Source organism: Roseobacter sp. HKCCA2468, assembly GCF_037805105.1.
GTDB lineage: Bacteria > Pseudomonadota > Alphaproteobacteria > Rhodobacterales > Rhodobacteraceae > M30B80.
The window spans coordinates 236,866-259,510 of record NZ_JBBLYN010000003.1; the positions used below are offsets into that span (position 1 = coordinate 236,866).

The 22,645-nt window shown below is 55.6% G+C and carries 35 protein-coding genes; 1 reads left to right on the forward strand and 34 read right to left on the reverse strand.

The window, feature by feature from the left end; genetic code table 11:
• Position 1 precedes the first annotated feature (1 nt).
• The 25 genes from AAC620_RS09765 to rpmC form a co-directional block, all read right to left on the reverse strand.
• Positions 2 to 1,216 carry an amino acid ABC transporter permease gene (locus AAC620_RS09765; RefSeq protein ID WP_340244612.1) on the reverse strand — a complete coding sequence of 405 codons (1,215 nt, stop codon included), beginning with the start codon at positions 1,214 to 1,216 and terminating at the stop codon, positions 2 to 4.
• A 135-nt stretch (positions 1,217 to 1,351) separates the two neighbouring features.
• Positions 1,352 to 2,371: an amino acid ABC transporter substrate-binding protein gene (locus tag AAC620_RS09770; protein ID WP_340244615.1), complete on the reverse strand. Its 1,020-nt coding sequence runs from the start codon at positions 2,369 to 2,371 to the stop codon at positions 1,352 to 1,354.
• Positions 2,372 to 2,603: 232 nt separating this feature from the next.
• A complete protein-coding gene (locus tag AAC620_RS09775) occupies positions 2,604 to 3,335 on the reverse strand; it encodes an ATP12 family chaperone protein (protein WP_340244617.1) in 732 nt (243 codons plus the stop codon).
• Positions 3,332 to 4,015: an HAD-IA family hydrolase gene (locus AAC620_RS09780; protein WP_340244619.1), complete on the reverse strand. Its 684-nt coding sequence runs from the start codon at positions 4,013 to 4,015 to the stop codon at positions 3,332 to 3,334. The genes AAC620_RS09775 and AAC620_RS09780 overlap by 4 nt, the downstream gene beginning before the upstream one ends.
• Entirely contained in the window at positions 4,012 to 5,076 is a 1,065-nt protein-coding gene (locus AAC620_RS09785) for an RluA family pseudouridine synthase (protein WP_340244621.1), read from the reverse strand. Before AAC620_RS09785 ends, AAC620_RS09780 begins: the two co-directional genes overlap by 4 nt.
• Positions 5,073 to 5,453, reverse strand: a complete 381-nt coding sequence (gene crcB / locus AAC620_RS09790) for a fluoride efflux transporter CrcB (RefSeq protein ID WP_340244623.1) — start codon at positions 5,451 to 5,453, stop codon at positions 5,073 to 5,075. Before crcB ends, AAC620_RS09785 begins: the two co-directional genes overlap by 4 nt.
• 55 nt (positions 5,454 to 5,508) lie before the next feature.
• On the reverse strand, positions 5,509 to 6,828 hold the full coding sequence (locus AAC620_RS09795; protein ID WP_340244625.1) for a replication-associated recombination protein A: 1,320 nt from the start codon (positions 6,826 to 6,828) through the stop codon (positions 5,509 to 5,511).
• A gap of 118 nt (positions 6,829 to 6,946) precedes the next feature.
• A complete protein-coding gene (gene rplQ / locus AAC620_RS09800; protein WP_317657430.1) occupies positions 6,947 to 7,366 on the reverse strand; it encodes a 50S ribosomal protein L17 in 420 nt (139 codons plus the stop codon).
• A gap of 118 nt (positions 7,367 to 7,484) precedes the next feature.
• Positions 7,485 to 8,501 (reverse strand): DNA-directed RNA polymerase subunit alpha, encoded by a 1,017-nt coding sequence (locus tag AAC620_RS09805; RefSeq protein ID WP_340244627.1) that lies wholly within the window; start codon positions 8,499 to 8,501, stop codon positions 7,485 to 7,487.
• 110 nt (positions 8,502 to 8,611) lie between these two features.
• Entirely contained in the window at positions 8,612 to 9,001 is a 390-nt protein-coding gene (gene rpsK / locus AAC620_RS09810; protein WP_317657428.1) for a 30S ribosomal protein S11, read from the reverse strand.
• A gap of 14 nt (positions 9,002 to 9,015) precedes the next feature.
• On the reverse strand, positions 9,016 to 9,384 hold the full coding sequence (rpsM, locus tag AAC620_RS09815; protein WP_317657427.1) for a 30S ribosomal protein S13: 369 nt from the start codon (positions 9,382 to 9,384) through the stop codon (positions 9,016 to 9,018).
• A gap of 178 nt (positions 9,385 to 9,562) precedes the next feature.
• Positions 9,563 to 10,219, reverse strand: a complete 657-nt coding sequence (locus AAC620_RS09820; RefSeq protein WP_340244628.1) for an adenylate kinase — start codon at positions 10,217 to 10,219, stop codon at positions 9,563 to 9,565.
• On the reverse strand, positions 10,216 to 11,592 hold the full coding sequence (gene secY / locus AAC620_RS09825) for a preprotein translocase subunit SecY (RefSeq protein ID WP_317657425.1): 1,377 nt from the start codon (positions 11,590 to 11,592) through the stop codon (positions 10,216 to 10,218). The genes AAC620_RS09820 and secY overlap by 4 nt, the downstream gene beginning before the upstream one ends.
• Positions 11,593 to 11,721: 129 nt before the next feature.
• A complete protein-coding gene (gene rplO, locus AAC620_RS09830) occupies positions 11,722 to 12,195 on the reverse strand; it encodes a 50S ribosomal protein L15 (RefSeq protein WP_340244631.1) in 474 nt (157 codons plus the stop codon).
• 106 nt (positions 12,196 to 12,301) lie between these two features.
• A complete protein-coding gene (gene rpmD, locus AAC620_RS09835; RefSeq protein WP_213675014.1) occupies positions 12,302 to 12,490 on the reverse strand; it encodes a 50S ribosomal protein L30 in 189 nt (62 codons plus the stop codon).
• Positions 12,491 to 12,502: 12 nt separating this feature from the next.
• Positions 12,503 to 13,066, reverse strand: a complete 564-nt coding sequence (gene rpsE, locus AAC620_RS09840) for a 30S ribosomal protein S5 (protein WP_317657423.1) — start codon at positions 13,064 to 13,066, stop codon at positions 12,503 to 12,505.
• Positions 13,067 to 13,186: 120 nt separating this feature from the next.
• Positions 13,187 to 13,546, reverse strand: coding sequence for a 50S ribosomal protein L18 (gene rplR / locus AAC620_RS09845; RefSeq protein WP_317657422.1), 360 nt, complete (start codon positions 13,544 to 13,546; stop codon positions 13,187 to 13,189).
• A gap of 11 nt (positions 13,547 to 13,557) precedes the next feature.
• Positions 13,558 to 14,091, reverse strand: a complete 534-nt coding sequence (gene rplF, locus AAC620_RS09850; protein ID WP_340244633.1) for a 50S ribosomal protein L6 — start codon at positions 14,089 to 14,091, stop codon at positions 13,558 to 13,560.
• 13 nt (positions 14,092 to 14,104) lie between these two features.
• Positions 14,105 to 14,497, reverse strand: coding sequence for a 30S ribosomal protein S8 (gene rpsH, locus AAC620_RS09855; RefSeq protein WP_317657420.1), 393 nt, complete (start codon positions 14,495 to 14,497; stop codon positions 14,105 to 14,107).
• Between the two features lie 13 nt (positions 14,498 to 14,510).
• The gene (gene rpsN, locus AAC620_RS09860) at positions 14,511 to 14,816 is read right to left on the reverse strand and encodes a 30S ribosomal protein S14 (RefSeq protein ID WP_340244635.1); all 306 of its coding nucleotides are present in this window, start codon (positions 14,814 to 14,816) and stop codon (positions 14,511 to 14,513) included.
• Positions 14,817 to 14,837: 21 nt separating this feature from the next.
• A complete protein-coding gene (gene rplE / locus AAC620_RS09865) occupies positions 14,838 to 15,401 on the reverse strand; it encodes a 50S ribosomal protein L5 (RefSeq protein WP_317657418.1) in 564 nt (187 codons plus the stop codon).
• Positions 15,401 to 15,706 (reverse strand): 50S ribosomal protein L24, encoded by a 306-nt coding sequence (gene rplX, locus AAC620_RS09870; RefSeq protein WP_340244637.1) that lies wholly within the window; start codon positions 15,704 to 15,706, stop codon positions 15,401 to 15,403. Before rplX ends, rplE begins: the two co-directional genes overlap by 1 nt.
• Position 15,707: 1 nt before the next feature.
• Positions 15,708 to 16,076, reverse strand: coding sequence for a 50S ribosomal protein L14 (gene rplN, locus AAC620_RS09875; RefSeq protein WP_005621870.1), 369 nt, complete (start codon positions 16,074 to 16,076; stop codon positions 15,708 to 15,710).
• A gap of 75 nt (positions 16,077 to 16,151) precedes the next feature.
• Positions 16,152 to 16,382: a 30S ribosomal protein S17 gene (gene rpsQ, locus AAC620_RS09880; protein ID WP_317657416.1), complete on the reverse strand. Its 231-nt coding sequence runs from the start codon at positions 16,380 to 16,382 to the stop codon at positions 16,152 to 16,154.
• Entirely contained in the window at positions 16,382 to 16,591 is a 210-nt protein-coding gene (gene rpmC, locus AAC620_RS09885) for a 50S ribosomal protein L29 (protein ID WP_317657415.1), read from the reverse strand. The genes rpsQ and rpmC overlap by 1 nt, the downstream gene beginning before the upstream one ends.
• A gap of 242 nt (positions 16,592 to 16,833) precedes the next feature.
• Here rpmC and AAC620_RS09890 point away from each other — a divergent pair, with 242 nt between their 5' ends.
• Entirely contained in the window at positions 16,834 to 17,454 is a 621-nt protein-coding gene (locus AAC620_RS09890) for a 2OG-Fe(II) oxygenase family protein (protein ID WP_340244640.1), read from the forward strand.
• Positions 17,455 to 17,513: 59 nt separating this feature from the next.
• Here the strand turns inward: AAC620_RS09890 and rplP are convergent, their stop codons facing one another.
• The 9 genes from rplP to rpsJ all read right to left on the reverse strand — a co-directional run bounded on the left by rplP (position 17,514) and on the right by rpsJ (position 22,445).
• Positions 17,514 to 17,927 (reverse strand): 50S ribosomal protein L16, encoded by a 414-nt coding sequence (rplP, locus tag AAC620_RS09895; RefSeq protein ID WP_317657413.1) that lies wholly within the window; start codon positions 17,925 to 17,927, stop codon positions 17,514 to 17,516.
• 12 nt (positions 17,928 to 17,939) lie between these two features.
• On the reverse strand, positions 17,940 to 18,647 hold the full coding sequence (rpsC, locus tag AAC620_RS09900; RefSeq protein WP_317657412.1) for a 30S ribosomal protein S3: 708 nt from the start codon (positions 18,645 to 18,647) through the stop codon (positions 17,940 to 17,942).
• Entirely contained in the window at positions 18,647 to 19,027 is a 381-nt protein-coding gene (gene rplV / locus AAC620_RS09905; RefSeq protein ID WP_317657411.1) for a 50S ribosomal protein L22, read from the reverse strand. Before rplV ends, rpsC begins: the two co-directional genes overlap by 1 nt.
• Before the next feature lie 3 nt (positions 19,028 to 19,030).
• Positions 19,031 to 19,309 (reverse strand): 30S ribosomal protein S19, encoded by a 279-nt coding sequence (gene rpsS / locus AAC620_RS09910; RefSeq protein WP_217777634.1) that lies wholly within the window; start codon positions 19,307 to 19,309, stop codon positions 19,031 to 19,033.
• Between the two features lie 3 nt (positions 19,310 to 19,312).
• On the reverse strand, positions 19,313 to 20,155 hold the full coding sequence (gene rplB, locus AAC620_RS09915; RefSeq protein WP_317657410.1) for a 50S ribosomal protein L2: 843 nt from the start codon (positions 20,153 to 20,155) through the stop codon (positions 19,313 to 19,315).
• 307 nt (positions 20,156 to 20,462) lie between these two features.
• Positions 20,463 to 20,759, reverse strand: a complete 297-nt coding sequence (locus tag AAC620_RS09920) for a 50S ribosomal protein L23 (protein WP_317657409.1) — start codon at positions 20,757 to 20,759, stop codon at positions 20,463 to 20,465.
• A complete protein-coding gene (rplD, locus tag AAC620_RS09925; protein WP_317657408.1) occupies positions 20,756 to 21,376 on the reverse strand; it encodes a 50S ribosomal protein L4 in 621 nt (206 codons plus the stop codon). The genes AAC620_RS09920 and rplD overlap by 4 nt, the downstream gene beginning before the upstream one ends.
• Entirely contained in the window at positions 21,376 to 22,122 is a 747-nt protein-coding gene (gene rplC, locus AAC620_RS09930; protein ID WP_317657407.1) for a 50S ribosomal protein L3, read from the reverse strand. Before rplC ends, rplD begins: the two co-directional genes overlap by 1 nt.
• Before the next feature lie 14 nt (positions 22,123 to 22,136).
• Entirely contained in the window at positions 22,137 to 22,445 is a 309-nt protein-coding gene (rpsJ, locus tag AAC620_RS09935) for a 30S ribosomal protein S10 (RefSeq protein ID WP_010400227.1), read from the reverse strand.
• Positions 22,446 to 22,645 lie beyond the last annotated feature (200 nt).

Below are 22,645 nucleotides of genomic sequence, written 5' to 3' on the forward strand. Positions count from 1 at the left end.
CTCAGCGCTCCTTCAACTTAACGGCGTTGTTGTAGACATTCATCACGCCCGAAATGATTAGGGACGTGACCAAGTAAAAGACGCCCAAGAGGAGCATCCCTTCGAGCTCGCGGCCTGTTTGGTTGATCGTGATCCCACCCAAGGTAGACCGCACATCCATATAACCCACAGCAATCGCCAAGGAGGAGTTCTTGGTCAGGTTCAGATATTGCGAAATCAGGGGTGGGATGATCACGCGCAAGGCCTGCGGCAGGATCACCAAATTCATCGTGCGGTTGGGGCGCAAGCCCAAGGCAAAGGCTGCTTCGGTTTGCCCGCGTGACACCGCCAAAATACCTGAGCGCACAATCTCTGCGATGAACGCACCCGTGTAGAGCGACAACGCAAACCACAAAGCAATCAGCGAGTTGCGCACCTGTAGGCCGCCCGTAAAGTTGAACCCACCCAATTCAGGCAACTGCAGCGTGACTGGCCCGCCCAGAATGAAGTAGAAAATAACCGAAGGCACAAAGAACAAAGCCGTAGAAATCCAGAACACAGGCAGGATTTGACCCGTTGCCTCTTGTTTTTTGCGCGCATAGCGGCGGAAAGCCCAAATCGCAAAGAGTGAAGCAAAAAACACCGCCACAAGCAGCGTTGAGCCCTCACCCCAAATTGGACGCGGGATAAAGATACCGCGATTTGTAATCGCGATACTATCGAACAGGATCATGGACGCATCCCCGCCTTCGCGGAAATCGCGCGGCTGTGGGGTGGCTTCGGTCATGACGGCGAAGATCACAAGGATCCACAACAGCAACGGCACATTGCGAAAACCTTCCACATAAACCGTCATCAAACGCGCTACGATCCAGTTTTTTGAAAGACGCAAAACGCCTGCTATCACGCCAATTATCGTGGCAAGAATACAGCCCAGAAAGGCGACAAGCAGCGTGTTCAATATCCCAATAATCGCAGCACGGCCATGAGTGCTGTCGTTGGAATATTCGATCAAGCGCTGGTTGATATCATAGCCCGCGCGCGACCCTAGAAAGCCAAAATCAAAATCTTTGCCAAGCGCGGACAGGTTTTGAACCGTGTTCCAGCCAAGCTGCCAAAGAAAGGCCATGATCATAATGAAAGCGAATACTTGGATCGTCATTGAGCGATAACGACGATCGTAAATCAACTGACCCAAGCGGAAGGGTTCAGAACTTGGATCCGGTATCGAGGCCATGGCGGAATCCTGTCATTAAATCAGCGTAAAAAAGTTTGAGTGCGGCACAAACGGGTCGCAACACTTTCAGCGTAATTTTGGATATTAGAATAGAAGAAGGGCGCGGGAATGCCGCGCCCAACTTCCGTTCAGACCTTAGCGGAATGGTGGGGTGTAGAGCAGGCCACCATCAGTCCACTGCGCGTTCAAGCCGCGTGCCAGACCGATTGGGGTGCTTTCGCCCAAGTAACGCTCAAAGATCTCGCCGTAGTTACCACCAGCAGAGATCGCGTTAACCGCCCAGTTTGCCTCCAGACCGAGCATCGCGCCGAGGTCGCCCTCAGTGCCGAGAATACGGTTGATTTCTGGGTTCTGACCAGGTGCAGCAGCCAATTCAGCGATGTTTGCCGAAGTGATGCCTAGCTCTTCAGCTGCGATCAAAGCGTTCAAAGACCAGCGAACGATGTCGCCCCACTCGTTGTCGCCGTGACGAACAAGCGGCCCGAGAGGCTCTTTGGAGATGATTTCAGGCAGAAGAACGTGGTCGCCTGGGTTCTCGAAGGTCGCGCGGGTTGCCGCCAGACCAGACGCGTCTGTGGTGTAAACGTCACAGGCGTTTGCGAGATACTGCTGCTGTGCTTCTGCGTTTGTTTCGATTGGCACGGGCTCGTAGCTCATGTTGTTCGAAGCAAAGAAGTCAGCCAAGTTCAACTCGGTGGTTGTGCCAGTCTGGATACATACGGTTGCACCGTCCAACTCAAGCGCGGAAGACACGCCCAAGGATGCAGGAACCATAAAGCCCTGACCGTCATAGTAGTTCACGCCCACGAATTCGAACTTCAGATCAACGTCACGGCTGAAGGTCCATGTGGTGTTACGTGCCAACATATCAACTTCGCCAGAGGCCAACGCGGTGAAGCGGGTCTGACCAGTGGTTGGAACGAACTCAACCGCCATTGGGTCGCCGAATACGGCGGCTGCAACGGCACGGCATACCGCAACGTCAAAACCTTCCCAAACGCCGCTGGCATTTGGTTCTGCGAAGCCTGTGAGACCTGTGGTCACACCACAGTTCAGGCTGCCACGCGCTTTGACCTCATCAAGGGTCGACGCTTGAGACATACCCGCAGCCATACCAGCAACTGCCAGCGTAGCTAGGACTACAGATTTTTTCATGTTTACCTCTTCCTATTGGACCGCCCTTTTGGGCTGTTTCCTCAATGGCCGTAAGACCACCTTCATGTCAGTGGCCCGCAGAAGCGAGCCAATGCCGCTTAATTGGGCAAATATACCGCCCAAGGTCAAGGCTTGAAGCTAGGTTTACGAAACGTAAAGCCTAACTTTATAGCAGCCGTTCACGGGATGCTTGCTGCTTGGGCAGATTACATATTCATTAAAAAACAAGGCCTCAACCTGCCCCAAGGGCCTCGTGCCCGCCTGCAAGTCTGTAAAAATGTGCTGCGTGAAGAAAAGCGTCCTTTTTCTTCGCGGCCACATCCAAGGCTTCTTCGTCTTCGCCCCAAAGCTCTGCCTGAAAATTTTCATCGATTCGCGACAGATTCCATGCCTCTTGCGGCGAGAACTGGCCTTTCGCCACGGCAAGCCCCAATAGGGCTGAGCCAGAGATAGAAATCAGGTCATGCAATGCGGTCAAAGAAAAATTATCAAACTGCGAGAGAAGTTGATGCACCCGATCAAGGCTATCTTGCGGTTGCGGCACAGGCAAAACGCCGATTGTGACGATCAAGGGCGCGTTCAACTCGCTTGCGGCCCAGTCCAAGACGGGTCGCCATCCCGCTTCTTGGCGTGTGGCCAATTCCTGTGGGTGATCGGCCCTGTGACAGAGTAAATCTGTCTCAGCATAGGCCGCTAGCATCGCCACAACCTCTGGCTTTTGTGCGCTGACCTTATCAATCGCGGCATTTGCCGACCGTGTGACAGGCATGGTGAGGGGATTGATCTCTTCGGCTTGGGCCATCCATTCTGCTGCAATCGCCTCGGCCATAGTTTGGGTTGGCACAATCAGCGGCGCCTTAAGCGGTGTTTTGACCGCCCGTGTGTCCAAGTGAACCGTATAGCCACCTTCCACCGTTTCAACGCTGGCAGATGTCCAAAAACGGCGGGCTTTCCATTCGCTCATGTCAGGCTCCAAATTCGTTCAAGGGCAGCGGGCAATTCGCCAAAGCGCTGCAAAATAGGATCGGCCCCAGACTGCCGCAAATCCTCTACGCTGTGATACCCCCAAGAGACGCCAATAGCCTGTGCGCCAGCAGCCTTTGCCATTTCGACATCATAGGTCGTGTCACCGATCACCACGGCCCGCGCGGCGGGCACATCACATTCGGACAAACAGGCCTTCACCATCGCGGGATGTGGCTTTGAGGGGTGATCATCGGCGACCTGAACAGAGGCAAAATAAGGTCGCAGCCCGTGTTGATCCAAAATATGTTCCATCCCCCGCCGTGACTTGCCAGTCGCAATAGCCAAAACAAAGCGCGGGTCAGACTGCAGTGTCTCTAGAACTGACATCGCCCCCTCAAACAACGGCGACAAGGCCGCGCCATCTGCGCTGAGGCGCAATGATTGAAAGGCCGCCTTATACCCTTCGACCAAATCGGCGCGCATCTCGGCACTATGATCAGGCGCAAGGCGCAGCATGGCCACGGGTAGCGATAGGCCTACGATTGACAAGGCCTGCGCACGGCTTGGCGCAGGCAAATCATGGCCGCCAAATGCCGCCTCCATCGAAGCTACAATATGTGCCTGACTGTCGATTAACGTGCCATCGACATCGAAAATGATCAGATAAGGCGCAGTCATCCGAGCTCGTCATAAAACGGGTCAACGGGCACATCTTCGGCGCGCCAGTCGAACAAATCCCATGTGCGGGCCATGTGATCAGGCAAGGCTGCGGTTAGCGTGAGATCCCGTTTGGTGAAAGGATGACGGAATTTCAGATAACGCGCGTGAAGATGCAGTTTGCGGCTGATTTCACCCCCCAATTGCGCGCCCCATCCATCGCCCAAATTTTCCTGACTGCTGCCGCCATATTTGCCATCCCCCACGATCGGGTGGCCAAGCTCCGCGATATGGGCGCGCAATTGATGGGTGCGGCCAGTAATCGGCACCATCGCCACCCATGACACCCGCCCCCCAAGCGCAGAGAGCGTTGCATAATCCGTCTCGGCCCGCTTGGCCCCATCGGTGGTGGCGATTTCAGATGGATGAAGGCAGCGCATCTTTTCGCCTTCGCCCCCTTTGCCATGGCCTGCGGCCTTTACCAATCCAAACTTGATTTTGCCCATTCGGGGCAAAGGCGCGCCTGCAACGGCGGCCCAATAAATCTTGCGCGTCTCACGATGGCGAAAGGCATCGGTGAGGGCCTGCGCGGCTTGCCTGCTGCGCGCCAAGAGCAAAACGCCTGATGTGTCCTTATCCAAGCGATGAACCAGGCGCGGTTTATCCTCACCCTCGCGCGCGAGACAGGCAGCCAATGCATCAACGTGCCGCCCCCCTTGCCCGCTGCCGCCTTGCGTGGGCAAGCCTGCGGGTTTGTTAATCGCAACCAGATGATCGTCTTGATAGATGACCGCGCGGCGCATCATCGCGGCATCCGCGTCCGAGATGGCCGATTTCTGCACCCGCGGCGCGCCAAGCGCATCTTCGGGCATTGGGTCAGGCAAGGGGGGGATGCGCACCTCCTGCCCAGATTGCAGGCGTGTCGCGGGTTTCACGCGCCCGCCATCGACACGGATTTCACCTTTGCGGCACATCTTCTCAATGCGGCCTTGCGGGATATGCGGGAAAAGCCGGCGGAACCACCGATCAAGCCGCTGATCCGCATCTGCATTCGCGACAGCCAAAACCTGAACACCCGTCATGGCAGCGCCACCCGTGTCAGCAGTAACCCCACGAAAATCGCAACGATAGAGAGAATGACCGAGCCCAGAATATAGGCCGCCGCCAACCCTAAATCGCCCCGCTCATAAAGCGTGATGACCTCAAGCGAAAAGGAAGAAAATGTTGTAAACCCGCCCAGGATCCCCGTCATGACGAAAGGGGATAAATGGGTCAGCCCGCGCTGTGCGGCAAGGCCCACAAAAAGACCCATCAAAAAAGAGCCAAGAATATTGACCGAGATCACCCCAACGGGAAAAGCGGTCGGCCCAAGCGCACGATGTAGCCCCACGCCAACAAGATAGCGCAGCGATGCACCAATCGCGCCCCCAAGGGCCACCTGAAAAACTGTCCAAATCATGGGTGGCTCTTTCTGCCCCTGCCTGTCTGTTGTCAACCAAAAGCCGCGGCACGGGTCACTCATCGCGGTTTCGGTCGCGCCTCAGCTTCGCAAAATATGCTACCCGCTTTCCAAGATCCCTTTCAAACCCACGCTCTACAGGTTCATAGAAACTGGGGCGCGTGATTGTATCGGGAAAGTAATTCTGCCCAGAAAACCCATCTTCAGCATCGTGATCATAGGCATAGCCTGCGCCATAGCCCTGCTCTTTCATCAGCTTGGTCGGGGCGTTTAAGATATGCTTCGGAGGGGCAAGTGACCCTGTCTGCGCCGCCAATTTACGCGCGGCCTTATAGGCGACATAGGCGGCATTCGATTTTGGCGCGAGGGCCAGATAGATCACAGCATTGGCCAAGGCCAGTTCCCCCTCGGGCGACCCCAAACGCTCGTAGCTTTGCCACGCGGCCAAACACACCTGCTGCGCCTGTGGGTCAGCAAGGGCAATATCCTCAAACGCCATACGCGTCAGACGGCGCGCCAAGAACCTAGGGTCTTCGCCCCCCTCCAACATGCGCGAGAACCAATAGAGAGCAGCGTCTGGATCAGACCCGCGAATGGATTTGTGCAAAGCAGAAATCAGGTTGTAATGGCCATCGCCCGACTTATCATATTGCGCAGCGCGGCGCTGTAGCCGTGCAGAGAGCGTGGCCGCGGACACCCCCGCATGGTCGGGCCATGCAGCCACCTGTTCGATGAGGTTTAACATGGCACGCCCGTCCCCATCGGCCATGGCAATAAGGGCCGCTTGAGTTTCTTCAGGCAAGGCCAAATCGCGCGCCAATTCGCGCTCAGCCCGCGCCAAAAGGGCGCGCAGGTCATCCTCGCTGAGGCGGTTCAAGGTGAGAACCTGCGCGCGGGACAGCACGGCGGAATTGATCTCGAAACTGGGGTTCTCGGTCGTGGCCCCCACCAACAAGATTGTGCCATCCTCCATCAGGGGCAAAAAACTATCTTGTTGGGCTTTGTTAAAGCGGTGGATTTCATCCACGAATAAAAGCGTGCCCTGCCCTGCTTTGCGGCGCAGCTTTGCGGCATCGAATGTTTTGCGCAGCTCCGCCACGCCAGAAAAAATCGCGCTGATCTGCTCAAAGTGGAAATCCGTCTCGCGCGCCAAAAGCCGCGCAAGCGTGGTCTTGCCCACACCAGGCGGCCCCCAGAAAATCAACGAGGACAGCGCCCCTGCATCCAGCATCAACCGCAAACTGCCCTCGGGCCCTAGCAAATGCTGCTGACCAATCACATCCTTCAACTCGGACGGGCGCACACGATCTGCCAAGGGGCGCATAGCCTGCGCCTTTGGGGAGGGGTCTGGATCAGATTGAAAGAGATCACTCATGGCCAAAGCCTAGCCTTTGCAGGGGCCGAGGAAAATCCCCCATGCGCGGTCGCGCAAAAAGAAAACCCCCCGCGGTTGGCGCGAGGGGTTTTCAAAACTATTCGCAAAAGGGGTGTGCTTATTCAGCAGCCGCTTCTTCTGCAGCAAGGCGCGCACGATCTGCGGCACCCTTTGCTTCGGGATCACGATCCACGAATTCGATGATGGCCATTGGCGCCATGTCACCATAGCGGAAACCCGCCTTGAGAACGCGCACATAGCCGCCCTGACGCTCCGCATAGCGGGGGCCAAGAACTTCGAACAATTTCTTTACATGGGCGTCTTGCTTCAACGCAGCAGCTGCTTGACGGCGCGCGTGCAAGTCACCGCGCTTGCCCAATGTGATGAGCTTCTCAACCACACGGCGCAGGTCTTTCGCCTTAGGCAAGGTGGTTTTGATCTGCTCATGCTCAATCAATGAGCCAGCAAGGTTCGAGAACATCGCTTTGCGGTGTTCATGGGTTCTGTTCAGACGGCGATAGCCAGATCCGTGACGCATGGTTAAATCTCCTTCATTTCATGCTTTGTCCGAGAGCCGTGCGTTGCGTCTCTCTCCTTATTGGGGCGGGATGCCCAGGGGGTGCGAGAGGCGCGCATCACGCGCGCCCCTTGCGAAATCAAAAATTGTCTTCGTATTTCTTGGCCAGCTCTTCGATATTGTCTGGCGGCCAATCAACGATATCCATTCCCAAATGCAGACCCATGCCAGACAGCACTTCCTTGATCTCGTTCAAGGATTTGCGGCCAAAGTTTGGCGTGCGCAGCATCTCGGCTTCGGTTTTCTGAATCAGATCACCGATATAGACGATGTTGTCGTTCTTCAGGCAGTTTGCAGAGCGAACCGACAATTCCAACTCGTCCACCTTCTTGAGAAGCAGCGGGTTGAATTCGAGATCATCATCATCATCCTGACGACCTGCGGCTTCTGGCTCGTCAAAGTTGACGAAGATCTGCAATTGATCCTGCAAAATACGTGCAGCATAGGCCAAGGCATCCTCAGGGGTGACCGAACCATCTGTTTCCACTTTGACAGTCAGTTTGTCATAATCGAGAACCTGACCTTCACGGGTCGGCTGCACGTCATAGGACACTTTCTTGACGGGCGAATAGATCGCGTCAATCGGGATCAGACCAATTGGCGCATCTTCTGGGCGGTTCTTATCTGCAGAGACATAGCCTTTGCCCGTGTTCACCGTCAGTTCCATGAAGAAATCCGCGCCGTCATCCAAGTGACAGATCACGTGATCCTTGTTCAGAACTTCGATCCCTGCGCTTTCGGAAATGTCGCCTGCGGTGACAACCTTAGGCCCTTTTGCGGTCAGGGAAAGGCGCTTTGGCCCCTCAACTTCCATGCGCAAGGCCACGCCTTTGAGGTTGAGAACGATGTCCGTTACATCCTCGCGCACACCAGCGACCGAGGAAAACTCGTGCAAGACGTTGTCAATCTGCACAGAGGTGATGGCCGCGCCTTGCAGCGAGCTCATCAAAACGCGGCGAAGCGCGTTGCCAAGCGCCAGACCAAAGCCGCGCTCAAGCGGCTCGGCAATCGCTGTTGCCTTGCGCGCAGGGTCGGTGCCAGGGTTTACAACCAGCTGGGTTGGCTTGATCAGTTCTTGCCAATTCTTATGGATCATTGTGGAGCCTCCATTCCTGTCGCTGACCGATCCAAGGCCAGAGACGCTCGAGGATCAAATAACCACTCAGGCCGCGTGACGCGCACGCGGCCCAAGAAAAATCGCACTTGTCACACGCGGCGACGCTTTGGCGGGCGGCAGCCATTGTGCGCGATTGGGGTCACGTCACGGATAGACGTGATCTGAAACCCAACAGCGGCCAAAGCACGAAGTGCGGATTCACGACCAGAGCCTGGCCCCTGCACTTCGACTTCGAGTGTTTTCACACCATGTTCCTGTGCCTTGCGGCCCGCATCTTCTGCGGCCATCTGCGCGGCATAGGGGGTGGATTTACGGCTGCCCTTGAACCCCATCGTGCCAGCAGACGACCAAGAGATCGCGTTGCCCTGCACGTCAGAGATCAGGATTTTTGTGTTGTTGAACGAGCTGTTCACATGCGCCACACCAGCGGCGATGTTTTTACGTTCTTTGCGTTTTACGCGGGTCTTATCACGAGCCATTTATCTGCCTCCCCTTACTTCTTCTTACCCGCGATTGCCTTTGCAGGCCCCTTACGGGTTCGCGCGTTGGTGTGGGTGCGCTGACCGCGCACAGGCAGGTTGCGGCGATGACGGAGGCCACGATAGCACCCCAAATCCATCAAACGCTTTACGTTCATCTGAACTTCACGGCGCAAGTCACCTTCTACGGTGAAGTTCGCATCGATATGTTCACGAATTTTCAAGACTTCGGCGTCAGACAATTCATTCACGCGGCGCGCAGGGTCGATCCCCACGGCTTCGCAGATTGAATATGCAGATGATTGGCCAATGCCAGTGATATATGTCAGCGCAATAGGAACGCGCTTGGCTGTGGGGATGTTGACCCCTGCGATACGTGCCACTTATCTTTCCTCTCGTTGCGGTTCCGTAGCCCCAGAACCTTTTTTCACAACCAAAAGGTCTTGCTGCAAAAAAGCCGCAAGACCTTTTTCGATTTATCGGGCGGCATCCGCCCGATGATTCCCTTAACAGGAAGCCTGCGCATAGGCTTTTTCCCTTCCCCCGTCAAGGGGATAGGGGTTAAGATTTGGGCTGATCCAATATGGCTGCGATGCCGCTTGCGACCGCATCAATCTCGCCCAAACCATCCACCGCCTGCAAATGCCCCTTGGCATAGTAGTAGCCAATCAGCGGCGATGTCTTTTTGTAATATTCCATCAGGCGCTGTCGCAGACTGTCTTCATTGTCATCCGCGCGGCGCTTGAACTCGGTACCGCCACAGGTGCTGCAGGTGCCATCGGCAGGAATTGGTTTGGTGATGTCATTATACACCTCACCGCAGCCACCGCAGGTTGAGCGCGCCGTGATCCGGGCCACAAGGGCCTCATCATCCACACGCATTTCAATCACGGCATCAAGTGCAAGACCCATCTCGGCCAGCAATGCCTCAAGCGCATCTGCCTGTGCCAAGGTGCGGGGAAACCCGTCAAAGATGACGCCGCCAGCAGGGCCAGCATCTAGTTTCTCGCGGATCAGGCCAATGACAATCTCATCTGTCACCAATTCACCACGCGCCATCACATCGGCGACCCGTTTGCCCATTTCCGTGCCAGAGGCCTGCGCCTCGCGCAACATATCCCCAGTGGAAAGCTGAACCATGCCACGCGCCTCAACCAAGAGGCGCGCTTGGGTTCCCTTACCCGCACCTGGGGGGCCGAGAAGAATAATCGCGGTCATTTGCGCTGTGGCGTGCGGCGCTTGGCACGCCCCGCGCCCGTCCCTTTGCGGCCACGCAGTTGAGATCGCTCAAGCAAGCCCTCGTATTGATGGGCCAGCAAATGCGATTGGATCTGCTGCACCGTGTCCATGCCGACCGAGACGATGATCAGAATGGATGTGCCGCCGAAATAAGCCGTGATTGACAAGTTCGAGCGCACAATCTCGGGCAAGAGGGCGACCAAGGTCAAATACCCTGCACCAAGCACAAGAACGCGGTTCACCACATATTCCAAATATTCCGAAGTGCGCTGACCAGGACGGATGCCCGGGATAAACCCATTTTGGTTTTTCAGATTGTCCGCCACATCATCGGTCTTAAAGGCCACGTTCAGCGTGTAGAAATAGGTGAAGAAAATCAGCATACCTGCAAAGAACAGCAGATAGAGGGGCTGACCGGGGCCAAAATTTGCAAGGATCCATGACAGAACTGGCCCTGCCGCCTCACTGCCCGAAAAGGTCGTCATGGTTGTTGGCAACAACAACAAGGATGATGCAAAGATCGCTGGGATCACGCCCGCAGGGTTAACTTTGATCGGCAAATGACTGCTGCCGCCATCATAGACCTTCATGCCGACTTGGCGGCGGGGGTATTGGATGTGGATCTTGCGCAGGCTGCGTTCCATAAACACCACGAAAAACAGCGTTGCGATCAACATCACAATCACGCCCAAAACCATAGGCGTGGACAAGGCACCAGAACGGCCCTGTTCAAAAAACTGCGCCAGAGCCGCAGGGATTTCTGCGATGATACCAACAAAGATGATCAGAGAAATGCCGTTACCGATGCCGCGCTGCGTGATCTGCTCGCCAAGCCACATCAGGAACATCGTGCCGCCCACTAGGGTGATCACACAGGCTGCGCGGAAATACCAACCCGGATCCGAGGCAAGACCGCCCGACTCCATGCTGACAGCCAAACCATAGGCCTGCGCGGTTGCCAAGGCGACCGTGCCGTAGCGCGTATATTGGTTGATCTTCTTACGGCCCTGTTCGCCCTCTTTCTTCAACTGCTCCAAGGCAGGCACCATCGAGGTCATCAGCTGCACAATGATCGAGGCCGAGATATATGGCATGATCCCCAATGCGAACACACCCATGCGGCTTAGGGCGCCGCCTGTGAACATGTTCAAAACACCGCCCAGACCTGCAGAGGCCGCGTCAAAGAAATTGCGCAACTCTTGCCCGTCAATCCCCGGAACAGGAATATAGGTGCCGATCCGATAAATGATCAAAAGACCAAGCGTGAACCAAATGCGTTGGCGCAATTCGGACGCTTTGCCAAACGACTTCCAACTCAGATTAGCCGCCATCTGTTCAGCTGCTGAAGCCATACCGCCCCTCATCATGTATTGCGCCGCAAGACCGAGCTTGCGATCTTGCGGCGCGAAAAACCCTGCCCTTGATGTATGCGGCTCAGCCGCAAGCCTCAAGGCTCATCTTGGTCGAAAGCCTGCGGCAGATTACTCTGCCGCTGCTGGTGCCGCTACGTTGAGATTGCCACCTGCTTTTTCAACAGCTTCAACCGCTGCTTTAGAAGCACCTGTGACAGTGATCGTTACTTTCTTCGAGATGTCACCTTTGGCCAAAACGCGGATGCCGTCCAACTTGCGGCGCACCAAGCCCGATGCAACCAATGCATCTTCGGTGATTTCTGCTTTTGCGTCCAATTTGCCCGCCTCGAGGAATTTCTCGATCAGGCCCAAATTGATGACAGCGAATTCTTTGCGGTTTGGCTTGTTGAAGCCACGCTTTGGAAGGCGCTGATAGAGGGGCATCTGACCGCCTTCATAAGCGTTGATGGCCACACCCGAACGGGATTTCTGACCTTTGATACCACGGCCACCCATTTTACCTTTGCCAGAACCAGGGCCACGGCCAATACGCTTGGCTTTCTTGGTTGCACCTGGGTTATCGCGCAATTCATTCAGTTTCATGTCGCTACTCCTTTAGCCGGAATTGCCACCCGAGCGACCGTGGCGGCAAACGCGGCATAATGATCAAAAGCGCCCCAGAAATCTGGGGCAGGATTAAGGGCGCGGATTAACCGCGCTCCTCAATGATTTCTACCAGATGCGGGATCTTGTTGATCATACCACGCACGGAAGGGGTATCTTCCAACTCGCGAGTTTTGTGCATCTTGTTCAAACCCAAACCAATCAGCGTTGCGCGCTGATCTTGAGGGCGGCGGATCGGCGAGCCGATCTGTTTTACAACGATAGTTTTAGCCATTGCTCACTCTCCTCAGGCGTCTGCCGCAACTTCGGCTTCGGGCTTGCGCAGGATGTCGGCAACTTTCTTGCCGCGGCGCGCAGCCACCTGACGAGGCGAGCTTTCCTGACGCAGACCATCAAGGGTTGCGCGGATCATGTTATAGGGGTTCTGCGAGCCCAATGATTTCGCAACAACGTCCTTGATGCCAAGCATCTCGAACACGGCGCGCATTGGACCACCCGCGATGATCCCCGTCCCTTCAGGGGCGGTGCGCATCACGACATTGCCTGCGCCATGACGGCCCTGCGCATCGTGGTGCAGAGTGCGGCCTTCGCGCAGAGGCACGCGAATAAGGTTGCGCTTGGCTTGTTCGGTTGCCTTACGGATCGCTTCAGGCACTTCTTTGGCTTTCCCTTTTCCAAAGCCCACACGACCACGCTGGTCACCGACAACCACAAGAGCGGCAAAGCCGAAACGCTTACCACCTTTTACGGTCTTCGATACGCGGTTGATTGCGACCAGACGGTCGGCGAATTCTGGGGTTTCTTCGCGCTCTTCGCGGCGACGGCCCCGACGTTGTTCACGTTCTGCCATGTTTGGCATCCTTCAGTTCTGGCGCATCCCGCGCGCCTGTTTTGGTCAATCGCAGTGAGGGGCGCATGAAAGGCCCTCTCCCCGATCATCGAGGCGGCACTTGCGCGCCGCCTACATGGATTAGAACTTCAAACCACCTTCGCGGGCTGCGTCAGCCAAAGCTTTGACGCGGCCATGGAACAAGAAACCGCCACGGTCGAAATAGCATTCCGACACGCCCGCTTTCTTTGCACGGTCTGCAATCGCTGCGCCCACTTTTGCGGCCGCTTCGACATTGTTCTTGCCAACAACGCCCAGATCTTTTTCGAGCGAAGATGCCGAGGCCAAAGTCACGCCTTTTACATCGTCGATCAACTGAACGCTGATATTCTTGTTCGAGCGGTGAACAGAGAGGCGCGCGCGCCCGTCTGCCATTTTCCGCAGCTTGTTCCGAACGCGCAGGCGGCGCTTGAGGAACAGTTCTCGTTTGCTGTTTGCCATCTTCGTCGCCCTTACTTCTTCTTACCTTCCTTGCGGAAGATATATTCGCCCTTGTAGCGGATCCCTTTGCCCTTATAGGGCTCGGGCGCGCGCCATTCGCGAATGTTTGCTGCAACCTGACCGACCAATTGCTGATCAATCCCTTCGATCACCACTTCGGTTGGCTTTGGTGTTGTCACCGTCACACCTTGTGGCACTTGGAAATCCACATCGTGGCTGTAACCCAAGGACAGTTTCAGAATATTGCCTTGGATCGCGGCGCGGTAACCCACACCGGTGATCTCCAGCTCTTTCTTGAAGCCATCCGTCACGCCTGTGACGAGGTTCTGAACCATCGAACGGCTCATACCCCATTGCTGGCGCGCACGCTTGGACTTGCCGCGTGGTGTCACATCAACCGCGTTGTCATTGACTGCGATTGTGACATCATCGGTGGCGGTAAAGCTACGGGTGCCCTTTGGCCCCTTCACCTCGATCGTCTGGCCCGACACAGTGGCTGTTACACCACCAGGCAGTCCGACCGGTTTTTTCCCAATACGAGACATGCTTCAGGCCTCCTTAGAATACGGTGCAGAGAACTTCGCCGCCGACATTGGCCTGACGTGCATTCGCATCGGACATCACACCTTTGGAGGTGGAGACGATGGAAACACCAAGACCTTGCCGAACCTGCGGAATATCCTGCACGTTCATGTAAACACGACGACCGGGGGTGGATACGCGCTTAATCTCGCGGATCACGGGGCTGCCTTCATAGTATTTCAGGCTGATTTCCAGCGCAGGATGCCCTGCGGCATCAGAGGTGCGCTCGTAGCCGCGGATATAGCCTTCATCGGCCAACACATCCAAAACCCAAGCACGCAGCTTGGAAGCGGGCGTCACGACTGTGGACTTGCCACGCATCTGCGCATTGCGGATGCGGGTCAGCATATCACCAAGAGGATCATTCATCTGTCAGACCTCCTTACCAGCTCGACTTAACCATGCCGGGGATTTGGCCGTTCGAGGCCAATTCACGCAGCATGATACGCGAGACTTTCAGCTTACGGTAATAGGCCTTTGGGCGCCCCGTGAGCTGGCAACGGTTATGAAGACGAGTGGCGGAGCTGTTACGTGGCAGCTCTGCCAGTTTCAGACGAGCCTTAAAACGCTCTTCCATCGGCTTCGATTCATCATTCGCGATTTCTTTCAGCGCGGCACGCTTTGTTGCGTATTTCGCAACAAGCTTTTGGCGCTTAACTTCGCGTGCAACCATGGACTTCTTTGCCATTGTTCTACTCTCCTCCCGCGATCACGAATTGAAGGGCATGTTGAAATGCTTCAACAGCGCCTTGGCTTCCGCGTCAGTTTTCGCGGTGGTGCAAATGATAATGTCCATCCCCCAAACCTCATCGACCTTGTCGAAGTTGATTTCAGGGAAAACGATATGTTCTTTGATCCCCATGGCGTAGTTGCCACGGCCGTCAAAGGACTTGCCAGACACGCCGCGGAAGTCGCGGATACGCGGCATAGCCACAGTGATCAGACGATCAAGGAATTCATACATGCGGTCGCCGCGCAGGGTAACCTTTGCGCCAAGAGGCATATCTTCGCGAACACGGAAGCCCGCGATAGATTTCTTTGCCTTGGTCACAACGGCCTGCTGGCCTGCAATCGCGCTGAGGTCTTCCTGAGCGGATTTGACTTTTTTGCTGTCGCGCACGGCTTCGGCGCCTGCGCCGATGTTCAGAACGATCTTATCCAAACGTGGGATTTGCATATCGTTCTTATAGCCGAACTCTTCCTTCATCGCAGGGCGAACAGTCGAAGCAAAAGCCGCCTTCAGGCGTGGGGTATAGTTTGCCGTATCAAGCATTAGATGGCCTCCCCCGTGGTTTTGGCGATACGCACCTTCTTGCCGTCTTCAACCTTGAAGCCAACACGGGTGGGTTTGCCGTTTTTGTCCAGAAGCGCCAGATTGGACAGGTCAATTGGCATTGCCTTTGGCAGGCGGCCGCCTTGGCCCTGTGCAGATTGGCGGGTGTGACGGATGGCGATGTTCACGCCGTCCACGATGGCTTTGTTGGCCTTTGGCATAACGGCAGAGATTTCACCCTCTTTGCCCTTATCCTTGCCAGCAAGCACGACGACCTTGTCGCCCTTTTTCAACTTGGCAGCCATATTACAGCACCTCCGGAGCGAGCGAGATGATCTTCATGAAGTTCTTCGCACGCAACTCACGCACAACTGGCCCGAAGATACGGGTGCCAACAGGCTCGTTGTTGTTGTTGAGGATCACGGCCGCATTGCGGTCGAAACGGATGGCTGTGCCATCTTCGCGGCGAACTTCTTTTGCGGTGCGCACGACAACGGCCTTACGGACATCGCCCTTTTTTACACGACCGCGTGGGATGGCTTCCTTCACGGAGACCACGATGATGTCACCCACCGAGGCATATTTCCGCTTGGATCCACCCAGAACCTTGATGCACTGAACTCGGCGAGCGCCAGAGTTGTCAGCTACATCCAGATTGGTCTGCATCTGGATCATAGTGGTATCTCCCGACCTTTGGGGGCGCCGATGCGGACATTACCCCCAGGGTTTCGTTAAACTGAAATTCAGCGCTTAGTTTGCGATGACTTCCCAGCGTTTCGACTTCGAAATTGGCGCACATTCCTGAATGCGGACGATATCGCCAACTTTGAATTGGTTCTGCGGATCGTGGGCCCGATACTTCTTGGACTTACGAACCGTCTTCTTCATCACGGGGTGCGTAAAGCGGCGCTCTACAGACACGGTGACGGTTTGTTCATTCTGATCAGAGGTGACAACACCTTGCAGGATACGTTTGGGCATTAGTTGGCCTCCCCTGCGGCTGCTGCTGCCTTCTGAGATAGAATCGTGTTCACACGGGCCACGTCACGGCGTACTTGGCGCATACGGGCGGTGTTTTCCAATTGGCCAGTGGCCTGTTGGAAGCGCAGGTTAAACGCTTCCTTCTTCAACTGAACAAGCTGATCACGCAGCTGGTCAGGCGTTTTATCACGTAGGTCTTGCGCGTTCATCGCGTTGGTCTTCCTTTTCAACAATCAACGGAGGGCCGCAAAAAGCGTCACCCTGATTCCGTTGGAGTAGGTGGATAGGGGCGGCACATACGCGCATCTTGGGCATATGGCAACCCCACGGGGCAATTTATCCGCGTTTTTCATAGGCGGTTGTGGTCTGCCCTCGCCCCGCACCTAGACCTAGGCTATGGTTCCGTCATCCGTTCCGCGCGGCTTGGCGCATCTTGATCTAAGGAAGGCCTATGGCACAGATATCATCCTTATTCGTCACACGCCTCTATCACGGCAATCTGCACGAGGCAGCCCCTCACCTTGATTTGGCCGAGTTAGAGCAATCTTGCCTCGTTATCGCAGAGGATGACGAAGCGGGCCAAACATGGTGCGAGGAAAACGGATATCCTGGATATACGTCCTATGCCTCGCTCACCGATCTGCCTTGGCGCTTTCCGATCTTTGCGGATTTGGTGAAAATTCTCGATCATCATGTCGCGGAATTCGTCAAGGATTTGGAATTCGATCTGGATGGCCGCGCTCTGGTTCTTGAGGATTTATGGATCAACATCCTGCCCGAAGGCGGCACGCATAGCTCGCATATTCATCCGCATTCGGTAATTTCGGGGACAACATATGTTGCAATGCCCGAAGGTGCATCGGCGTTGAAACTGGAAGACCCGCGCCTGTCGCGCATGATGGCGGCCCCAACGCGGGCCAAGGCTGCACGCGCAGAATTACAGCCCTTTATCTATGTAAAGCCAAATGTCGGTGATGTGCTGCTCTGGGAAAGCTGGTTGCGCCATGAGGTGCCCATGAATATGGCCGAGGATGAGCGGATCAGCGTCAGCTTTAATTATCGTTGGGACTAAAGAAAAACCCCCGCAGATTGCTCTGCGGGGGTTTTTGATTTTCACAAACGAACCTGAAATTACCAGTCTTCGCGTGCCACTGTGCGTGTTTTGATTGGCAGCTTCATCGCGGCAAGGCGCAGCGCCTCGCGTGCGATTTCTTCGTTTACGCCGTCAATCTCAAACATAACACGGCCTGGTTTGACCTTGCATGCCCAGTAATCGACCGAACCTTTACCTTTACCCATACGCACTTCGGTTGGTTTCGAAGTTACAGGGGTATCAGGGAAGATGCGGATCCATACACGACCTTGACGCTTCATGTGGCGTGTCAGGGCGCGGCGGGCAGCTTCGATCTGGCGCGCTGTAACGCGCTCAGGCTGAAGGGCTTTCAGGCCAAAGGTGCCAAAGTTCAGGTCAGACCCGCCTTTTGCTTCACCCTTGATGCGGCCTTTGTGCATCTTGCGGAATTTTGTGCGCTTTGGTTGCAGCATCTGTCAAACTCCTCAGCGATCACGGCGCGGGCGTGGTGCCCCACCGCTATCCTGCATTTCGGCCAAACGACGATCACGCGCCGATGGATCATGCTCAAGGATTTCACCCTTGAAGATCCAGACCTTGATCCCAATGATCCCGTAAGGTGTGGACGCCTCTGCATGCGCGTAGTCAATGTCTGCGCGCAATGTGTGAAGCGGCACGCGGCCCTCACGATACCATTCGGTACGAGCGATTTCAGCGCCGCCCAAGCGACCAGCCACGTTAACACGGATACCCAAGGCACCCATGCGCATCGCGTTCTGCACAGCGCGCTTCATTGCGCGGCGGAACGAAACGCGGCGCTCAAGCTGCTGCGCGATGGACTCTGCTACCAATGCCGCATCAACTTCTGGCTTGCGCACTTCAACGATGTTGAGGTGCAATTCGCTGTCGGTCATTGCGGCCAGCTTTTTGCGCAGGCCTTCAATATCCGCACCTTTTTTCCCGATGATAACACCAGGGCGAGCGGTGTGGATGGTGACGCGGCACTTGCGGTGCGGACGCTCGATGATGACTTTGGAGACACCAGCTTGCTTGCACTCTTTCGCCACGAATTCACGCATACGCAGATCTTCGAGCAACAGGTTGCCGTAATCCTTGGTGTCCGCATACCAGCGGCTGTCCCAAGTGCGGTTGACCTGCAGGCGCATGCCAATTGGATTTACCTTATGACCCATTACGCTTGCTCCTCGACCTGGCGAACCTTGATGGTTAGTTCAGAGAACGGCTTGTGGATGCGGCCAAACCGACCACGGGCACGTGGACGACCACGCTTCATGATCAGGTTCTTGCCGACATATGCTTCGGCAACGACCAATTCATCCACATCAAGGCTGTGGTTGTTTTCAGCATTCGCAATGGCAGACTGAAGGCATTTCTTCACGTCAATCGCGATGCGCTTGTTGGAGAAGGTCAACGCGGTCAAAGCCTTGTCAACTTTCTTCCCACGGATCATTTGCGCGACGAGGTTCAATTTCTGCGGGCTTGTGCGCAACATGCGCAGTTTTGCCATCGCTTCATTGTCCGCCACGCGGCGGGGATTCTTATCCTTGCCCATGGCTTACTTCCTTTTCGCTTTCTTATCCGCAGCGTGCCCGTAATAGGTGCGCGTTGGAGAATATTCACCAAATTTCTGACCGATCATGTCTTCAGTGACGTTCACGGGAATATGCTTTTGCCCGTTATAGACACCAAAGGTCAGGCCAACGAACTGCGGCAGGATGGTTGAACGGCGCGACCAGATTTTAATCACTTCGTTGCGCCCAGACTCCCGCGCTTTTTCTGCCTTCTTGAGGACGTATGCGTCGACAAAAGGGCCTTTCCATACAGAACGGCTCATCTATTAACGCCCTTTCTTCTTGGCATGACGCGAGCGGATAATCAGCTTCTGCGATGCCTTGTTCTTGTTGCGGGTGCGTGTGCCCTTGGTATCCTTACCCCATGGGGTAACTGGCGTACGGCCACCAGATGTGCGGCCTTCACCACCACCATGTGGGTGATCGATTGGGTTCATCGCAACACCACGGACGCTTGGACGCTTGCCCATGTGGCGGACGCGGCCCGCTTTACCAAGGTTTTGGTTCGAGTTGTCAGGGTTTGACACGGCACCAATGGTTGCCATGCATTCCTGACGCACCAGACGCAATTCACCTGAAGAGAGGCGGATCTGAGCATAGCCACCGTCACGACCAACGAACTGGGCATACGTGCCCGCCGCGCGTGCGATTTGGCCACCCTTACCGGGCTTCAATTCGATATTGTGAACGATTGTCCCGATGGGCATGCCCGAAAATGGCATTGCGTTACCGGGCTTAATATCTGCTTTTGCAGAGGCGACAACCGCATCCCCAACAGCCAAACGCTGTGGCGCGAGGATATAGGCCTGCTCGCCATCGCTGTAGCGGATCAACGCGATGAAGGCGGTGCGGTTAGGATCGTATTCGATCCGTTCAACCGTGGCTGTGACGTCAAATTTACGACGCTTGAAATCCACGATACGATAGAGACGCTTCGCGCCACCACCGCGGCGGCGTGCGGTAATCCGTCCGGTATTGTTCCGACCGCCCTTTTTCGTCAAACCCTCAGTCAGAGATTTGACAGGACGTCCTTTCCACAGCTCCGAACGGTCGATCAGCACCAGCCCGCGCTGGCCCGGCGTCGTCGGCTTATACGACTTAAGTGCCATGCTTTCTGTCTTCCGTTTGCTAACGGCAGGTCATTAAAAACCCACCTATGATGTAAGTCCCCCGAATTGGGTGACAGATAAATGAGGGCCCCGAAGGTCCCAGTGAAATGTCGTTCATGCGAACAACAGCAAAGCCCCAGACGAATCTGGGGCTATTGCGATGGCGCTGTGTAGGAAAGTGACGCCCTAAGGTCAAGGCCCCTTCCCGACTGTGCAGCCGCGTTTGCGATGAACAAGGCCCCAACCGCATCCGCAGTCGGGGCCTCGCTGAGGTCAGATCAGGCAAAACGCCCGAACATGGGACAGATCAAAGACCTGTGGCCACGTCGATTGTGTTGCCTTCTTCCAGCGTTACATAGGCCTTCTTGACATCCTTACGGGTGCCCGCGATGCCACGGAAACGCTTGTTCTTGCCTTTGGTGACAGTTGTATTGACTGCTTTCACCTTTACACCAAACAGGCTTTCAACGGCCTCCTTGATCTGGGGTTTATTCGCATCAATCGCAACTTCGAACACAACCGCATTGTTCTCGGAGGCCATAGTGGCTTTTTCCGTGATGATCGGGCGGCGGATCACGTCATAATGTTCTGGCTTCGTGCTCATTTTAGGCGAGCCTCCAGTGCTTCGACACCCGCCTTCGTCAACACCAGAGTGTCGCGCTTGAGGATGTCATAGACATTCGCGCCCATGGATGGCAGCACATCGAGACCCTCGATGTTGCGCGCCGCTTGGGCGAAGTTCGCATCAACCGTTGCACCGTCAATGATCAAGGCACGCTTCCAACCAAGGTTCTTCACCTGCTTGGCCAATTGTGCGGTTTTCGCTTCGGCCATGGCCGCTGCTTCGATGATCACCAACTCGCCTGCTGCCACTTTGGCAGACAAGGCGTGCTTCAGACCAAGCTTACGGAACTTCTTAGGAAGCTCGTGCGCATGGCTGCGTGGGGTTGGGCCTTTGTAAATGCCACCCTTACGGAAGATCGGCGCCTTACGAGACCCGTGGCGCGCGCCACCAGTGCCCTTTTGGCGATAGATCTTCTTGGTCGAATAGCTGACTTCAGAACGGGTTTTAACCTTGTGCGTGCCGGCCTGCGCCTTGTTACGCTGCCAACGGACAACGCGGTGCAGGATGTCAGCACGGGGCTCAAGACCAAAAATGTCATCGCCAAGATCAACAGATCCCGCTTTGCCACCGTCCAATTTAATGACGTCAAGTTTCATTATGCTTCACCTCCCTCGGCGGGGGCGTCCTCTGCGGGGGCCTCGGTTGCAGGCGCAGCTGCGGCGGCGGCGGATTTCAAAGCAGCAGGCAAAACAGCATTCTCAGGGAATGGCTTTTTCACCGCGTCTTTGATGGTCACCCAACCACCTTTGGTGCCAGGAACAGCGCCTTTGACCATGATCAGGCCACGATCTGCATCGGTGCGAACAACCTGCAGGTTTTGAGTGGTGACGCGCACCGAACCCAAATGGCCTGCCATTTTCTTGCCCTTAAACACGCGACCAGGATCTTGACACTGACCTGTCGAACCATGCGAACGGTGGCTGATCGAAACGCCGTGAGACGCACGCAAACCGCCGAAGTTATGGCGCTTCATCGCACCCGCGAAACCTTTACCGGTCGAGGTGCCAGACACGTCAACGAATTGGCCTTCGAAATAATGGTCTGCGGTGATTTCTTCACCAACGGCCACCAAATTCTCAGGGTCAACACGGAATTCCGCAAGCTTACGCTTAGGCTCAACCTTTGCAGCGGCGAAATGGCCGCGCATTGGCGCCGAAACGCGCTTTGCTTTTGCGGAACCTGCACCGAGCTGGATGGCAGTGTAGCCATCTTTGTCAGTGGTGCGCTGTGCCACAACCTGAAGACCATCCAATTGCAAAACGGTCACAGGGATCTGACGACCATCTTCCATGAACAGGCGGGTCATACCCAATTTTTTAGCGATCACTCCAGAGCGCAACATATCCGATGCCCCCCTTAGACCTTGATCTCGACATCCACGCCAGCGGCGAGGTCGAGCTTCATCAATGCATCCACAGTCTGTGGTGTTGGATCAACGATATCCAACAGACGCTTATGGGTACGAATTTCCCACTGGTCGCGGCTCTTCTTGTCGATGTGAGGCCCACGCAGAACAGTGAATTTTTCGATCTTGTTTGGCAGCGGGATAGGCCCGCGCACCTGTGCACCCGTCCGCTTGGCGGTGTTCACGATTTCCTGCGTGCTGGCATCCAGAACGCGGTAATCAAACGCCTTGAGGCGGATACGGATGTTTTGGCTTTGAATGGCCATTACTCTGATCCTTTACGATTGAGAGGAGGGCAATGTGTCACCACATCCCCTCGTCGAACCGGTTTCAATTTGGGTGCGATATTGCACCCAGCGGGTGAAGTTGGCACACGGGGTTTCCCCCGCGTGCCAATCTCAAATCTTAAGCGATGATTTTGGAGACCACGCCTGCGCCGACTGTGCGGCCGCCTTCGCGG

What these genes read in the sequence shown, in the direction of transcription:
- rplV (WP_317657411.1), bottom strand. Translation starts at nt 19,027, where the DNA reads ATGGGCAAGGATAAGAATCCCCGCCGCGTGGCGGACAATGAAGCGATG.
- AAC620_RS09920 (WP_317657409.1), bottom strand. Translation starts at nt 20,759, where the DNA reads ATGAGCACGAAGCCAGAACATTATGACGTGATCCGCCGCCCGATCATC.
- rpsN (WP_340244635.1), bottom strand. Translation starts at nt 14,816, where the DNA reads ATGGCAAAGAAGTCCATGGTTGCACGCGAAGTTAAGCGCCAAAAGCTT.
- rplB (WP_317657410.1), bottom strand. Translation starts at nt 20,155, where the DNA reads ATGGCACTTAAGTCGTATAAGCCGACGACGCCGGGCCAGCGCGGGCTG.
- rplP (WP_317657413.1), bottom strand. Translation starts at nt 17,927, where the DNA reads ATGCTGCAACCAAAGCGCACAAAATTCCGCAAGATGCACAAAGGCCGC.
- AAC620_RS09775 (WP_340244617.1), bottom strand. Translation starts at nt 3,335, where the DNA reads ATGAGCGAATGGAAAGCCCGCCGTTTTTGGACATCTGCCAGCGTTGAA.
- rplR (WP_317657422.1), bottom strand. Translation starts at nt 13,546, where the DNA reads ATGGCAAACAGCAAACGAGAACTGTTCCTCAAGCGCCGCCTGCGCGTT.
- rpsQ (WP_317657416.1), bottom strand. Translation starts at nt 16,382, where the DNA reads ATGCCCAAACGTATCCTGCAAGGTGTTGTCACCTCTGATCAGAATGAA.
- rpsK (WP_317657428.1), bottom strand. Translation starts at nt 9,001, where the DNA reads ATGGCTCGTGATAAGACCCGCGTAAAACGCAAAGAACGTAAAAACATC.
- rpsE (WP_317657423.1), bottom strand. Translation starts at nt 13,066, where the DNA reads ATGGCAGAACGTGAACAACGTCGGGGCCGTCGCCGCGAAGAGCGCGAA.
- secY (WP_317657425.1), bottom strand. Translation starts at nt 11,592, where the DNA reads ATGGCTTCAGCAGCTGAACAGATGGCGGCTAATCTGAGTTGGAAGTCG.
- AAC620_RS09780 (WP_340244619.1), bottom strand. Translation starts at nt 4,015, where the DNA reads ATGACTGCGCCTTATCTGATCATTTTCGATGTCGATGGCACGTTAATC.
- rplF (WP_340244633.1), bottom strand. Translation starts at nt 14,091, where the DNA reads ATGTCTCGTATTGGGAAAAAACCGGTCGGACTGCCTGGTGGTGTAACA.
- rplN (WP_005621870.1), bottom strand. Translation starts at nt 16,076, where the DNA reads ATGATCCAGATGCAGACCAATCTGGATGTAGCTGACAACTCTGGCGCT.
- rpmD (WP_213675014.1), bottom strand. Translation starts at nt 12,490, where the DNA reads ATGGCTAAAACTATCGTTGTAAAACAGATCGGCTCGCCGATCCGCCGC.
- AAC620_RS09770 (WP_340244615.1), bottom strand. Translation starts at nt 2,371, where the DNA reads ATGAAAAAATCTGTAGTCCTAGCTACGCTGGCAGTTGCTGGTATGGCT.
- rplO (WP_340244631.1), bottom strand. Translation starts at nt 12,195, where the DNA reads ATGAAACTGAATGAATTGCGCGATAACCCAGGTGCAACCAAGAAAGCC.
- AAC620_RS09795 (WP_340244625.1), bottom strand. Translation starts at nt 6,828, where the DNA reads ATGAGTGATCTCTTTCAATCTGATCCAGACCCCTCCCCAAAGGCGCAG.
- crcB (WP_340244623.1), bottom strand. Translation starts at nt 5,453, where the DNA reads ATGATTTGGACAGTTTTTCAGGTGGCCCTTGGGGGCGCGATTGGTGCA.
- rplC (WP_317657407.1), bottom strand. Translation starts at nt 22,122, where the DNA reads ATGTTGCGCTCTGGAGTGATCGCTAAAAAATTGGGTATGACCCGCCTG.
- AAC620_RS09785 (WP_340244621.1), bottom strand. Translation starts at nt 5,076, where the DNA reads ATGACGGGTGTTCAGGTTTTGGCTGTCGCGAATGCAGATGCGGATCAG.
- rpsC (WP_317657412.1), bottom strand. Translation starts at nt 18,647, where the DNA reads ATGGGTCATAAGGTAAATCCAATTGGCATGCGCCTGCAGGTCAACCGC.
- rplE (WP_317657418.1), bottom strand. Translation starts at nt 15,401, where the DNA reads ATGCTTGATACGGCAAACTATACCCCACGCCTGAAGGCGGCTTTTGCT.
- AAC620_RS09805 (WP_340244627.1), bottom strand. Translation starts at nt 8,501, where the DNA reads ATGATCCATAAGAATTGGCAAGAACTGATCAAGCCAACCCAGCTGGTT.
- rpmC (WP_317657415.1), bottom strand. Translation starts at nt 16,591, where the DNA reads ATGAACGCGCAAGACCTACGTGATAAAACGCCTGACCAGCTGCGTGAT.
- rplQ (WP_317657430.1), bottom strand. Translation starts at nt 7,366, where the DNA reads ATGCGTCACGGATCTGGCTATCGCCGTCTGAACAGAACCCATGAACAC.
- rpsH (WP_317657420.1), bottom strand. Translation starts at nt 14,497, where the DNA reads ATGAATGATCCTCTTGGTGATATGCTGACCCGCATCCGCAATGCGCAG.
- AAC620_RS09765 (WP_340244612.1), bottom strand. Translation starts at nt 1,216, where the DNA reads ATGGCCTCGATACCGGATCCAAGTTCTGAACCCTTCCGCTTGGGTCAG.
- rplX (WP_340244637.1), bottom strand. Translation starts at nt 15,706, where the DNA reads ATGGCTGCCAAGTTGAAAAAGGGCGACAAGGTCGTCGTGCTTGCTGGC.
- AAC620_RS09820 (WP_340244628.1), bottom strand. Translation starts at nt 10,219, where the DNA reads ATGACCGCGATTATTCTTCTCGGCCCCCCAGGTGCGGGTAAGGGAACC.
- rpsS (WP_217777634.1), bottom strand. Translation starts at nt 19,309, where the DNA reads ATGAGCCGTTCTGTATGGAAAGGCCCTTTTGTCGACGCATACGTCCTC.
- AAC620_RS09890 (WP_340244640.1), top strand. Translation starts at nt 16,834, where the DNA reads ATGGCACAGATATCATCCTTATTCGTCACACGCCTCTATCACGGCAAT.
- rplD (WP_317657408.1), bottom strand. Translation starts at nt 21,376, where the DNA reads ATGAAACTTGACGTCATTAAATTGGACGGTGGCAAAGCGGGATCTGTT.